The organism is Pseudomonas sp. G3-39, assembly GCF_054790485.1.
Map to the genome: position 1 here is coordinate 2,190,877 of NZ_CP186497.1, position 13,065 is coordinate 2,203,941.

Consider the following 13,065-nt stretch of genomic DNA (forward strand, 5'->3'; position numbering starts at 1 on the left):
TAAGGTGCCGCACATGGATAAATGGATTGAGTTGGTCAAGGCCAAGATGAGTGAACTCAAAATCACTCAAACAGAGCTCGGAGAGCGCGTCGGCATGTCCCAGGGCGGGATCGGCCATTGGCTGAACAAACGTCGCGAGCCGGGTATTACGGAAATGAACCGCGTATTGCAGGCGCTGGGGATGGACTTCCTTGAAGTGGTGCTGGTGATTCGCGAGCCGCAGGAGACCGACGATGACGAGATGCCGCTGGCGCAGAAGTACAACCCGTATTTCCGCTATCCGGTCAGCGATTGGCACACGCCGTGCGAATCGCGTGAGAGTGCAACCGCCGCTTACGCCCCGTCACATGACAAGCAGCGCTTCGAACTGACGGACTATCACGCCCGTGGCGCAGCGTTCTGGCTGACCGTGACGGGAAATTCGATGACCGCACCTTCAGGTCAGAGCATCGCCGAAGGCATGCTGATCCTGGTGGACCCGGAGGTGGAGGCGCTGCCCGGCAAACTGGTGATCGCCCAGTGGCAGGGCTGCGACGAAGCGATCTTCCGCAAGCTCGACGAAGAGGGCGGCCAGCGTTATCTGGTACCGCTCAATCCGACCTGGCCCAAAGCCCTGTTCACCGATGAGTGTCGAATCATCGGCGTGGTGGTTCAGGCCACGGCGCGTTTCTAGTCAGATCGATCCTCGCTCGGCGTAGGATCGATCTCCCATTTACTCGGCTTCCAGTTCCACCAAAGCGCTGCCTTCGCCGACCATTTCGCCTTCCTGGCAATACAGCGCTTTGATCACTCCCGCATGGGGCGCGCGAATGCTGTGCTCCATCTTCATCGCCTCCAGCACCACCAGTTGCGCACCGGCCTCGACCGATTGCCCGGCCTCCACCAACACCCGCACGATGCTGCCGTTCATAGGCGCAGTCAGACCGCCCTGATGGCTGTGGCTGGCGTCGACGGCGCTGATTGGGTCGAACATCTGAATACGCCGCAACTCGCCTTCCCATTGCAGGTACAGCGAATCGCCCTGACGAATGGCACGCAAGTTGCGACGTACGCCATCGTGCTCGACGACCAATGCTTCATCCGACAGTTTGGCGTTGTCGGTGCTGCCCAAGGTCAACGCCCGATCCTGACCTTCGCAGCTCAAGTGCAAGGTGACTTCCGCCGGCAACCCTGCGCGCAACCCGCTGTTCAACGCCCACGGCGAACCCAGGTCATCCGCCCGAACAGCGCCCGGCAGACTCTGCGCGAAAGCCTGCGCTGCGGTCTGCCAGAACTCATCGCTCAGCTCACCCGGAGCGGGCAGCAGCGTTTCCTGATAACGCGGAATAAACCCGGTATCCAGCTCCGCCGCAGCAAACGCGGGATGCGCGATGATCCGCCGCAGGAAGTTGATGTTGGTCTTCAAGCCGCCAATCGCGAACTCATCAAGCATGCTCAACAGCCGTAGGCGCGCCTGCTCGCGATCCTCGCCCCAGGCGATCAGCTTACCGAGCATCGGGTCGTAGAACGGCGAAATTTCATCGCCTTCTGCAACCCCGCTATCGACCCGACGCCCCGGCCCGGTGGCCGATTCACGGTAAAGCTCCAGGCGTCCGGTGGCGGGCAGGAAATCATTCGACGGGTCTTCGGCATACAGCCGTACTTCAATCGCATGGCCATTGAGCGGCACCTGATCCTGGGTGATCGGCAGCGCTTCACCGCGCGCCACAACAATCTGCCACGCCACCAGATCGAGGCCAGTGATCGCTTCGGTGACCGGGTGCTCGACCTGCAAGCGCGTGTTCATCTCCATGAAGAAGAATTCGCCACGCGCATCGAGCAGAAACTCGACGGTGCCGGCACCGACGTAACCGATCGCCTGCGCCGAACGCACGGCCGCTTCGCCCATGGCGCGGCGCAGTTCCGGGGTCAGGCCCGGGGCCGGGGCTTCTTCGACGACCTTCTGGTGCCGGCGCTGGATCGAGCAATCACGCTCGTTGAGGTACAGGCAGTTGCCATGCTGATCGGCGAACACCTGAATTTCCACATGGCGTGGTTTGAGCAGGTATTTCTCCACCAGCATCCGCGAATCGCCGAACGACGACTGCGCCTCACGCTGCGCCGAGGCCAGCGCTTCGGCCAGTTGGCTGACGTCCTCAACCACTTTCATACCTTTGCCGCCGCCACCGGCCGTGGCCTTGAGCAGCACCGGATAGCCAATGCGTGCGCAGGCATCGCGGAAGGTTTCGAGATCCTGCGCCTCGCCGTGATAGCCCGGCACCAGCGGCACACCGGCGGTTTCCATCAGCGCCTTGGCTGCGGATTTGCTGCCCATCGCGTCGATGGCCGAAGCGGGCGGGCCGAGGAAAATCAGCCCGGCCTGTTCAATGGCACGGGCGAAGCCGGCATTCTCCGACAGGAAACCGTAACCCGGGTGAATCGCCTGCGCGCCGCTGGCCTTGGCCGCTGCGATCAGTTTGTCGATTTGCAGATAGCTGTCGGCGGCTTTGCTGCCCCCGAGATCAACGCGGATATCCGCCTCCCGGCTGTGCCGCGCTTCGCGGTCGGTGGCACTGTGCACGGCGACGGTGGTCAGGCCCAGCGCCTTGGCGGTACGCATGACCCGGCAAGCGATTTCGCCACGGTTGGCCACCAGCAGGGTGGTGAGAACAGGTGCGCTCATCAACGCGGCTCCTTGGGGGTGGTTGCGGCTTGCCAGCTTGGCGCACGTTTTTGCAGAAAGGCGCGCAAGCCTTCCTGGCCTTCAGGGCTGACGCGGATGCGCGCGATGGCGTTTTCGGTGTAGCGGCGCAGCGCCGGGGTCAGCGCGCCGTTACCGACTTCGCGCAACAGATCCTTGCTGGCGCGCATCGCGGCCGGACTGTTGAGCAGCAGGTTGTCGATCCATTGCTCGACGGCTTGATCAAGCTCGGCGGCCGGGTAGCTGTCGGACAACAAACCGATTTCTCGCGCACGCTGCCCGCCGAAGCGCTCGGCAGTCAGCGCATAACGACGCGCGGCACGTTCGCCGATGGCCTGCACCACGAACGGACTGATCACCGCCGGTGCCAGGCCGATGCGCACTTCCGACAGACAGAATTGCGCGTCATCGGCGCCGATTGCCATGTCGCAGCAACTGATCAGCCCCAGCGCGCCGCCGAACGCCGCGCCCTGCACCACGGCCACGGTCGGGATTTTCAGCTTGGCGAGGTTGTACATCAGCTCCGCCAGTTCGCGGGCATCGTCCAGGTTGGTGTGGTAATCGAGTTCGGCCGATTGCTGCATCCACGCCAGATCGGCGCCGGCGCTGAAATGCTTGCCACGCCCGCGCACCAACAGGAAACGCAGGCTGGCGTCGCTGGCAACCTTGTCCAGTGCGAGGATCAGTTCGCGGATCATTTCGGCGTTGAACGCGTTGTTCTTTTCCGCACGATTGAGCCACAGGGTGGCGAAACCCCTTGGGTCGCTCTGCAGTTCGAGGGTGTTGAAGTCGCTCATATTCTTCCGTCTCCACGGTTCTTGTGGGAGCGAGCCTGCTCGCGAAAGCGGTGTATCAGTCGAAGTATCCGGAGCTGACAGACCGTCTTCGCGAGCAGGCTCGCTCCCACAAAAAAAGCATCACATCCGGAACACGCCGAAGCGGCTCGGTTCGATAGGCGCGTTCAACGACGCGGACAAGGCCAAGGCCAGCACATCGCGGGTCTGCGCCGGGTCGATGACGCCGTCGTCCCATAGGCGTGCGCTGGAGTAGTAGGGGTGACCCTGCTCTTCGTACTGGTCGAGGATCGGTTGTTTGATCTCGGCTTCCTGCGCGGCGCTGAAGGCTTGGCCGCTGCGTTCGGCCTGCTCGCGCTTGACCTGCACCAGCACGCCCGCCGCCTGCTCGGCACCCATCACGCCGATGCGCGCATTCGGCCACATCCACAGGAAGCGCGGATCGTAAGCGCGCCCGCACATGCCGTAGTTGCCGGCGCCGAAACTGCCGCCGATGATCACGGTGAATTTCGGCACTTTGGCACAAGCCACGGCGGTCACCAGTTTCGCGCCGTGTTTGGCGATGCCGCCGGCCTCATATTTCTGGCCGACCATGAAGCCGGTGATGTTCTGCAGGAACAGCAGCGGAATGCCGCGCTGGCAGGCCAGTTCGATGAAGTGCGCGCCTTTTTGCGCGGCTTCGGCGAAGAGGATGCCGTTGTTGGCGAGGATCGCGATCGGGTATCCATGCAGGTGCGCAAAACCGCAGACCAGCGTGGTGCCGAACAGCGCCTTGAATTCATCGAACACCGAACCGTCGACCAGCCGCGCAATCACTTCGCGCACGTCGAATGGCTGTTTGGCGTCGGCCGAAACCACGCCGTACAACTCGTCGCTGGCGTACAGCGGCGCAATCGGCGTGCGCTGCTGCACTTCGCCGAGCTTGCGCCAGTTGAGGTTGGCGACGCTGCGGCGGGCGAGGGCGAGGGCGTGTTCGTCGCTCTCGGCGTAATGGTCGGCCACGCCGGAAATCTTGCAGTGCACATCCGCACCGCCCAAGTCCTCGGCGCTGACCACTTCACCGGTCGCGGCTTTCACCAGCGGTGGGCCGGCAAGGAAGATCGTCGCCTGATTGCGCACCATGATCGCTTCGTCCGCCATTGCCGGCACATAGGCGCCGCCCGCGGTGCACGAGCCCATGACCACGGCGATCTGCGGAATGCCCATCGCGCTCATGTTGGCCTGGTTGAAGAAGATCCGACCAAAGTGTTCGCGATCCGGGAACACTTCGTCTTGACGCGGCAGGTTGGCGCCGCCCGAGTCCACCAGATAGATGCACGGCAGGCGGTTCTGCTGGGCGATGGTCTGCGCACGCAGGTGTTTTTTCACGGTCAGCGGGTAGTACGAGCCACCTTTCACCGTCGCGTCGTTGGCGACGATCATGCACTCGACGCCTTCGACCCGGCCGATCCCGGCAATCACCCCGGCGGCTGGCACGTCTTCGCCGTACACCGCGTGCGCGGCGAGCTGGCTGATCTCGAGAAACGGCGAGCCCGGATCGAGCAGGCGGTTGATGCGTTCGCGCGGGAGCAACTTGCCCCGCGAGGTGTGACGTTCCTGGGCTTTCGCGCCGCCGCCCTGCGCCACTTGGGCAAGCAGGGTGTGCAGGGCGTCGACCTGTTCAAGCATCGCCGCGCTGTTGGCGGCGAACTCCGCTGAACGGGGATTGAGCTGGGTATGCAGGATAGCCATGTGCAGCTCCGTTTTAGCGGGTTTCGTTGAACAGTTCGCGGCCGATCAGCATGCGCCGGATCTCACTGGTGCCGGCGCCGATTTCGTAAAGCTTGGCATCACGCAGCAGACGCCCGGCCGGGAATTCGTTGATGTAGCCGTTACCGCCGAGAATCTGGATGGCGTCGAGGGCCATTTGTGTGGCGCGCTCGGCGGTGTAGAGGATCACCCCTGCGGCGTCCTTGCGCGTGGTTTCGCCACGCTCGCAGGCCTGAGCGACTGCATACAGGTAGGCGCGGCTGGCGTTGAGCTGGGTGTACATGTCGGCGACTTTGCCCTGGATCAGCTGGAATTCGCCGATGCTCTGGCCGAACTGCTTGCGATCGTGGATGTACGGCACGATCAGGTCCATGCACGACTGCATGATCCCGGTCGGGCCGCCGGACAGCACCACGCGTTCATAATCGAGGCCACTCATCAGCACTTTCACGCCGCCATTGAGCACGCCGAGGATATTTTCTTCTGGCACTTCGACGTCATCGAAGAACAGCTCGCAGGTGTTGGAACCGCGCATGCCGAGCTTGTCGAACTTGTTGCTGCGGCTGAAGCCTTTCCAGTCGCGCTCGACGATGAACGCGGTGATGCCGTGCGGGCCTTTTTCCAGGTCGGTCTTGGCGTAGATCACGTAGGTGTTGGCGTCAGGGCCGTTGGTGATCCAGGTCTTGCTGCCATTGAGCACGAAGCGGTCGCCGCGTTTGTCGGCGCGCAGTTTCATCGAGACCACGTCGGAACCGGCGTTCGGCTCGCTCATGGCGAGTGCACCAACGTGTTCGCCGCTGATCAGCTTCGGCAGGTATTTGGATTTCTGTTCGTGGTTGCCGTTGCGGTTGATCTGGTTGACGCAGAGATTGGAGTGCGCGCCGTAGGACAGCGCCACGGAAGCCGAGCCGCGGCTGATTTCTTCCATCGCCACCACGTGCGCCAGGTAACCCAGACCCGCACCGCCGTACTCTTCCGGCACGGTGATGCCGAGCAGGCCCATGTCCCCGAATTTGCGCCACATGTCGGCCGGGAACAGGTTATCGCGGTCGATCTGCGCAGCGCGTGGGGCGATCTGATCGGCGACGAAGGACTGAACCTGATCACGCAGCATGTCGATGGTTTCACCGAGGGCGAAGTTCAGGGATGGGTAGCTCATGGGTCACCTTTTGGCTTTTTTGTAGGGTGGGGAGGGCGGTCAATGGCTCTCACCTTTACGTTAACGTAAGCCTGCGATGGTTGGCTGTCAATCACCCTTTACGTTAACGTCAACTTGAGCGAGAGTAGGGGCAGTTCAGGATTGAAAGCGGAGTGCTTTTGGTGGGAGCGGGCTTGTGTGGTGAGGGGATTCATCCCCGATGGTTGGCGAAGCCGACCCAAAACCTGTGAATGCGGTTCAACAGGAAAAACTGAGGGTGCGCTTCGCACACCATCGGGGATGAATCCCCTCGCCACAGTTGACTCCCGCCAAAAGCAAAATCCCGGTAAACCCACTAATAAAGACAATAGGGGTCATCATGGATCAACCCAGTGCAAACCCGCAGCGCAGCTACACCCGTGGCTCACAGGACAAAGCCTTGCTGGCGATGACCATCGGGCAGAAGTTCGATCAGACTGTCGCGCAACACCCGTACGGCGAGGCGCTGGTCGTAAGGCATCAGCAGTTGCGCTACACCTGGCGGCAACTGGCCGACGCGGTGGACGTGCATGCCAGAGCCCTGCTGGCGTTGGGTTTGCAGGCCGGTGATCGGCTCGGCATCTGGGCACCGAATTGCGCGCAATGGTGCATCACTCAATTCGCCACCGCGAAGCTCGGCGTGATCCTCGTCAACATCAACCCGGCCTACCGCAGTTCCGAACTGGAATACGTGCTCAAGCAGTCCGGTTGCCAGTGGCTGGTGTGCGCCGGCGCTTTCAAGTCCTCCAACTACCACGCCATGCTGCAAGGGCTGGTGCCGGAACTCGCCGAGCAATCCATCGGCCAGTTGCGCAGCGAACGTCTGGCGGATTTGCGCGGGGTGATCAGCCTCGACGCACAGCCACCGTCGGGCTTCCTGCCGTGGTCGCAACTGGCCGATCTGGCGAGCAGTGTTTCGCCCGAACAACTGCGTGAACGCAGCGACAGCCTGCACTTCGATCAACCGGTGAACATCCAGTACACCTCCGGCACCACCGGTTTCCCCAAGGGCGCGACCCTCAGTCACTACAACATCCTCAACAACGGTTACATGGTCGGCGAAAGCATCGGCCTGACCCCGAGCGACCGCCTGGTGATCCCCGTGCCGCTGTATCACTGCTTCGGCATGGTCATGGGCAACCTCGGCTGCATCACCCACGCCAGCACCATGATTTATCCCAACGACGCGTTCGACCCGTTACTGACCCTGCAAACCGTCGCCGAAGAACAAGCCACCGGCCTCTATGGCGTGCCGACCATGTTCATCGCCATGCTCGATCAGCCGCAGCGGGCCGAGTTCGACCTGTCGACCCTGCGCACCGGGATCATGGCCGGCGCCACTTGCCCGATCGAGGTAATGCGCCGGGTCATCAGCGAGATGCACATGAGCGAAGTGCAGATTGCCTACGGCATGACCGAGACCAGTCCGGTGTCGCTGCAGACCGGACCCAACGATGAACTTGAACTGCGCGTCACCACCGTCGGCCGCACCCAGCCGCAACTGGAAAGCAAAATCATCGACGAGGCGGGCAACCTGGTGCCGCGCGGCACCATCGGTGAGCTGTGCACCCGCGGTTACAGTGTGATGCTCGGTTACTGGAGCAACCCGCAAGCCACGGCGGAAGCCATCGATGAGGCCGGCTGGATGCACACCGGCGATCTGGCGAGCATGAACGATGAGGGTTACGTGAACATCGCCGGGCGCAACAAGGACATGATCATCCGTGGTGGCGAGAACGTTTATCCGCGTGAGCTGGAAGAGTTTTTCTTCACCCACCCGGCGGTGGCGGATGTGCAGGTGATCGGCATTCCGTGCTCGCGTTACGGTGAGGAGATTGTTGCCTGGATCAAGTTCCACCCCGGTCACAATGCCACCGAACAAGAGCTGCAAGTGTGGTGCAAGGAGCGCATCGCGCACTTCAAGACGCCGCGTTACTTCAAGTTTGTGGAGGAGTTTCCGATGACGGTGACGGGCAAGATCCAGAAGTTCAGGATGCGGGAAATAAGCATCGAAGAGCTACGCGAAAAGCAAGCCTGACGAAGATCAAATGTGGGAGCGAGCCTGCTCGCGAATGCAGTGTGTCATTCAGCGCAGATGTGTCTGATACACCGCTTTCGCGAGCAGGCTCGCTCCCACAAGGGATGCGCAGTGAAAACAGGAATCACAGAAAGCACAAAGGGGAGCCGAGGCTCCCCTTTAATTTTGTCGTCGCGTGCTCTTTTTTATTATTGAGGGGCGGTCTGTTGTTGTTTTTGGCAACCGTGGCCCTTTACCGCTGTTTTTGGCGACCCCCATCCGGGGTCAAGAGCAAACGTATTTTTTTGAGCGCTGATCTGCTTTCTCGTTAAACGACCCAACCGATTCGGGAGCTACCTGAAGGTAGTTTTATTGTTCTCTGCCCGGTTGCGGGTCACTCCTGAGAGCACCCTGAAAAGCACACCTTCTCCAAAAAAATCTGTTAGCTGCGTCTCTGCCGTGTTGTTTTTGTTATGTCAGAGTCGGTACGTCTTATTTTTATTGGTTTGCTGCTTTTTATTCTTGTTATGCCATAGAGATAGCAGAAGCCGTGCCAACTTTTTAAAATCCTTTTAAATCAATGATTTGAGATTTTTGAAGGATTTTTCCTTCTGGGCAAACCAGACAATTTGTTTCCGTGTTACTCGACCACGCCCACGTTTCCGACACAGCGGTAACACCTTCACCCTCACTGGGCGTTACGGGCCTTGGCCACGCGCGAACCGCTCGGGCGACCGAGCACCGCGCTGATCTGCTGACCCGCTGCAATCAGGGCGTCCAGGTCGATACCGGTCTCGATGCCCAGACCATTGAGCAGGTACACCACGTCTTCGGTGGCGACGTTACCGCTCGCGCCTTTGGCGTACGGGCAGCCGCCGAGGCCGGCGATAGAGCTGTCGAACACCGCGATGCCTTCCAGCAGGCTGGCATAGATGTTGGCCATCGCCTGGCCGTAGGTGTCGTGGAAGTGTCCGGCGAGTTTCTCCCGTGGCACTTGCGCCGACACCACTTCGAACAACCGTCGGGTCGCGCCGGCGGTGCCGGTGCCGATGGTGTCGCCGAGGGACACTTCGTAGCAGCCCATCGCGTACAACTCGCGCGCGACCATCGCCACTTGCTCCGGCGCGACCTCGCCTTCATAAGGGCAGCCGAGCACGCAGGACACGTAACCGCGCACGGTAACGCCGTGCTGTTTCGCGGCCTCCATGATCGGTGCGAAGCGCGCCAGACTTTCGCTGATCGAGCAATTGATGTTGCGCTGCGAGAACGCCTCGGACGCCGCAGCGAACACCGCGACTTCTTTCACACCGGCCGCCAGTGCATCTTCAAAACCGCGCAGGTTCGGCGCCAGTGCGCCGTAGGTCACGCCGGGTTTGCGCTGGATCTGCGCAAACACTTCGGCGGATCCGGCCATCTGCGGCACCCATTTCGGCGAGACAAAACTGCCGACTTCGATATAACCAAGGCCGGCGGCGCTCAGGGCGTCGACCAGTCGCACCTTGTCAGCCACGCTGATCGGTTGGGCTTCGTTCTGCAGGCCATCGCGCGGGCCGACTTCGATCAGGCGTACTTTGGAGGGGAGGGACATGGGTTGACCTGCTCATTTTCGGAATTACATGAGGTCCCTGTGGGAGCGGGCTTGCTCGCGAAGGCGGTGTATCAGATACAAAATTTGTCGCCTGACACTCCGCCTTCGCGAGCAAGCCCGCTCCCACAGGGAATGAGTTGTGGCTGATTACTGCGCTATCTGCTGGCCCTTGAGCGTCTGCTCCAACGCCTGCACGCAGCGCTCTTCAGCGGTGTCGAGTTCAAGCTTCATCTGTTCGATGTCGAGCAACTGCTGCTCGAGCTGTTCGCGGCGCTCGCCGATTTTTGCCAGCATGCTGTTGAGCTGTTTGGTGTTACCGCTGGACGGGTCATAGAGCTCGATCAGCTCACGGCATTCGGCCAGGGAGAAACCGATGCGCTTGCCGCGCAGGATCAGCTTCAGGCTGACCTTGTCGCGCGGCGAGTAGATGCGTTCCTGGCCACGACGCTCGGGGCTGAGCAGGCCTTGTTCTTCATAAAAGCGGATCGCCCGGGTGGTGATGTCCAGCTCGCGGGCGAGGTCGGAAATGCTGTAGGTCTGGCTGCTCATGAAAGCGCTCGGAAAAAGGTCTTGACGCTAAGCTAATGGCGAGTTGACGTTTACGTCAAGCAGGATGATCTGCGGTGTTCTTGTGGGCCTCATCGCGAGCAGGCTCACTCCTACAATTGAAACGCGGTCGTATGTAGGAGTGAGCCTGCTCGCGATGCCAGCGACTCGGTGCAAAGACTTACACCTTCTCCAGCTTCTTCTCCTGCGCTGCCACCTGCTGGCACAACTCGATGATCTGCTCGCGCATCCAGCGATTGGCCGGGTCCTGGTCGGTGCTTTCATGCCAGTACAGGTGAGTCTCCAGCGGCGGCACGTCGTTGACCGGCAGGTTGAACGCATGCAAGTCGTTACGCCGGGCAAAGCGCTCGGGTACCGTCATCACCATGTCGGTCTGCTGCATGACCTGCGACGCCATCAGATAATGCTGTGAGCGCAGGGCGATCTTGCGCTGAATGCCCATTTTGCCCAGCGCCAGATCCACATAGCCCAGCCCGCTGCGGCGACTGGAGATGTGAATGTGGGTCAGCGACAGGTAGTCGTCGAGGCTGAGCTTTTCCTTGCCCGCCAGCGGATGCCCCTTGCGCATCGCACAGACGTAACGGTCTTCCATCAGCTTGACGTGGCGCACCTGCGGGTCGGTGTTGAGCGGGGCATCGACGGCAAAATCCAGGCGTCCGGCCGCCAGTTCCTTGGTGGTTTCGCGGCGTTTGGACAGGAAACTTTCAATGATCACCGTCGGCGCCAGACGCCGCAAACGCTGGAACAGTGGCGGCAGAATCACCGCCTCAGTGAGGTCGGTCATGCTGATGCGGTAAGTCTTCACCGCCTGCGCCGGGTTGAAAATCCGGCTCTCCTGGACTGACACCCGCAGCAGCGACAGCGCGTTGCGCACCGGGCCGATGATGTTTTGCGCCATCGGCGTCGGCACCATGCCCTGCGCGGTGCGCACGAACAGTGGATCGTTGAAGGTCTCGCGCAACCGCGCCAGCGCGTTGGACACCGCCGGCTGGGTAATCCCGACAATCTGCCCGGCGCGGGTCAGGTTGGCTTCGGTGTAAATCGCGTCGAAGACGATGAAAAGGTTGAGGTCGACCTTACTCAGATTCATAACGCGGCTTCTCTTGTTCTAGGGGCTGACGATCAGCGGATCATATATCGGTGATGAATGTTTATACACGCCGAGAATAGGCTAGGTAAATTATCAGTGCTGTTCTAGCATCGATTGCATGATTTGAACAACCTCTGCCCATAGAAGGTAATTGCTCATGGATTTCGCTTATTCGCCCAAGGTGCAAGAACTGCGTGAGCGCGTGACCGCGTTCATGGACACTTACGTTTACCCGGCCGAAGCCGTGTTCGAACGCCAGGTTGCCGAGGGTGATCGCTGGCAGCCGACCGCGATCATGGAAGAGCTCAAAGCCAAGGCCAAGGCCGAAGGGCTGTGGAATCTGTTCCTGCCGGAATCGGAACTCGGCGCCGGCCTGACCAACCTTGAATATGCACCGCTGGCGGAAATCATGGGCCGTTCGTTGTTGGGGCCGGAGCCGTTCAACTGCTCGGCGCCGGACACCGGCAACATGGAAGTGCTGGTGCGCTACGCCAACGAAGAGCAGAAGCAGCGCTGGCTCGAACCGCTGCTACGCGGCGAGATCCGCTCGGCGTTCGCCATGACCGAGCCGGACGTGGCCTCGTCCGACGCCACCAACATGGCTGCCCGCGCCGTGCGTGATGGCGATGAATGGGTGATCAACGGCAAGAAATGGTGGACTTCCGGCGCCTGCGACCCGCGCTGCAAGATTCTGATCTTCATGGGCCTGAGCAACCCTGACGCACCGCGCCATGCGCAGCACTCGATGATCCTCGTGCCGGTTGACACCCCCGGGGTGAAAATCGTCCGCCCGCTGCCGGTATTCGGCTACGACGACGCACCGCACGGTCACGCTGAAGTGCTGTTCGACAATGTGCGCGTGCCGTACGAAAACGTTCTGCTCGGCGAAGGTCGCGGCTTCGAAATAGCTCAGGGTCGCCTAGGTCCAGGGCGGATTCACCACTGCATGCGCTCGATCGGCATGGCTGAACGCGCACTGGAACTGATGTGCAAACGCTCGGTGAGCCGTACCGCGTTCGGCAAACCGCTGGCGCGTCTGGGCGGTAATGTCGACAAGATCGCCGACTCGCGGATGGAAATCGACATGGCGCGCCTGCTGACCCTGAAAGCGGCGTACATGATGGACACCGTCGGCAACAAAGTGGCGAAGAGCGAGATCGCGCAGATCAAGGTCGTCGCGCCGAACGTGGCGCTGCGGGTGATCGACCGGGCGATCCAGATCCACGGCGGGGCCGGGGTTTCCAACGATTTCCCGCTGGCCTATATGTACGCCATGCAGCGCACCCTGCGCCTGGCCGACGGCCCGGACGAAGTGCACCGCGCGGCGATCGGCAAGTTCGAGATCGGCAAGTATGTGCCGAAGGAAATGCTGCGCAGCGGTCATTAAGACCGCGTCGCCGGCT

10 protein-coding genes are annotated in these 13,065 nt (G+C 61.2%); 3 read left to right on the top strand and 7 right to left on the bottom strand.

Translation table 11 applies throughout. The features are described from left to right. The first annotated feature begins 13 nt into the window (after positions 1 to 13). Positions 14 to 673 carry a LexA family protein gene (locus ACOYXG_RS09750; protein ID WP_027614618.1) on the top strand — a complete coding sequence of 220 codons (660 nt, stop codon included), beginning with the start codon at positions 14 to 16 and terminating at the stop codon, positions 671 to 673. Positions 674 to 712: 39 nt separating this feature from the next. On the opposite strand, the gene ACOYXG_RS09755 is transcribed toward ACOYXG_RS09750, so the two are convergent. The 4 genes from ACOYXG_RS09755 to ACOYXG_RS09770 all read right to left on the bottom strand — a co-directional run bounded on the left by ACOYXG_RS09755 (position 713) and on the right by ACOYXG_RS09770 (position 6,382). After that, positions 713 to 2,662, bottom strand: a complete 1,950-nt coding sequence (locus ACOYXG_RS09755; RefSeq protein WP_460357345.1) for an acetyl/propionyl/methylcrotonyl-CoA carboxylase subunit alpha — start codon at positions 2,660 to 2,662, stop codon at positions 713 to 715. Continuing rightward, positions 2,662 to 3,477, bottom strand: coding sequence for a gamma-carboxygeranoyl-CoA hydratase (locus ACOYXG_RS09760; protein ID WP_460357348.1), 816 nt, complete (start codon positions 3,475 to 3,477; stop codon positions 2,662 to 2,664). Before ACOYXG_RS09760 ends, ACOYXG_RS09755 begins: the two co-directional genes overlap by 1 nt. Before the next feature lie 120 nt (positions 3,478 to 3,597). Then, the gene (locus ACOYXG_RS09765; RefSeq protein ID WP_139054542.1) at positions 3,598 to 5,205 is read right to left on the bottom strand and encodes a carboxyl transferase domain-containing protein; all 1,608 of its coding nucleotides are present in this window, start codon (positions 5,203 to 5,205) and stop codon (positions 3,598 to 3,600) included. Between the two features lie 13 nt (positions 5,206 to 5,218). Next, positions 5,219 to 6,382 (bottom strand): isovaleryl-CoA dehydrogenase, encoded by a 1,164-nt coding sequence (locus tag ACOYXG_RS09770; protein ID WP_007961115.1) that lies wholly within the window; start codon positions 6,380 to 6,382, stop codon positions 5,219 to 5,221. A gap of 358 nt (positions 6,383 to 6,740) precedes the next feature. Here ACOYXG_RS09770 and ACOYXG_RS09775 point away from each other — a divergent pair, with 358 nt between their 5' ends. Beyond that, positions 6,741 to 8,438, top strand: coding sequence for an AMP-binding protein (locus tag ACOYXG_RS09775; protein ID WP_460357352.1), 1,698 nt, complete (start codon positions 6,741 to 6,743; stop codon positions 8,436 to 8,438). A 667-nt stretch (positions 8,439 to 9,105) separates the two neighbouring features. On the opposite strand, the gene ACOYXG_RS09780 is transcribed toward ACOYXG_RS09775, so the two are convergent. The 3 genes from ACOYXG_RS09780 to ACOYXG_RS09790 form a co-directional block, all read right to left on the bottom strand. Next, positions 9,106 to 10,005 (bottom strand): hydroxymethylglutaryl-CoA lyase, encoded by a 900-nt coding sequence (locus ACOYXG_RS09780; RefSeq protein ID WP_336840767.1) that lies wholly within the window; start codon positions 10,003 to 10,005, stop codon positions 9,106 to 9,108. Between the two features lie 147 nt (positions 10,006 to 10,152). Further along, positions 10,153 to 10,554: a MerR family transcriptional regulator gene (locus ACOYXG_RS09785; protein WP_096795666.1), complete on the bottom strand. Its 402-nt coding sequence runs from the start codon at positions 10,552 to 10,554 to the stop codon at positions 10,153 to 10,155. Positions 10,555 to 10,732: 178 nt separating this feature from the next. Then, positions 10,733 to 11,662 carry a LysR family transcriptional regulator gene (locus ACOYXG_RS09790; RefSeq protein WP_097088160.1) on the bottom strand — a complete coding sequence of 310 codons (930 nt, stop codon included), beginning with the start codon at positions 11,660 to 11,662 and terminating at the stop codon, positions 10,733 to 10,735. A gap of 157 nt (positions 11,663 to 11,819) precedes the next feature. On the opposite strand from ACOYXG_RS09790, the gene ACOYXG_RS09795 reads away from it, so the two are divergent. Further along, on the top strand, positions 11,820 to 13,049 hold the full coding sequence (locus ACOYXG_RS09795; protein WP_003223710.1) for an acyl-CoA dehydrogenase: 1,230 nt from the start codon (positions 11,820 to 11,822) through the stop codon (positions 13,047 to 13,049). The last annotated feature ends 16 nt before the right edge of the window (positions 13,050 to 13,065 follow it).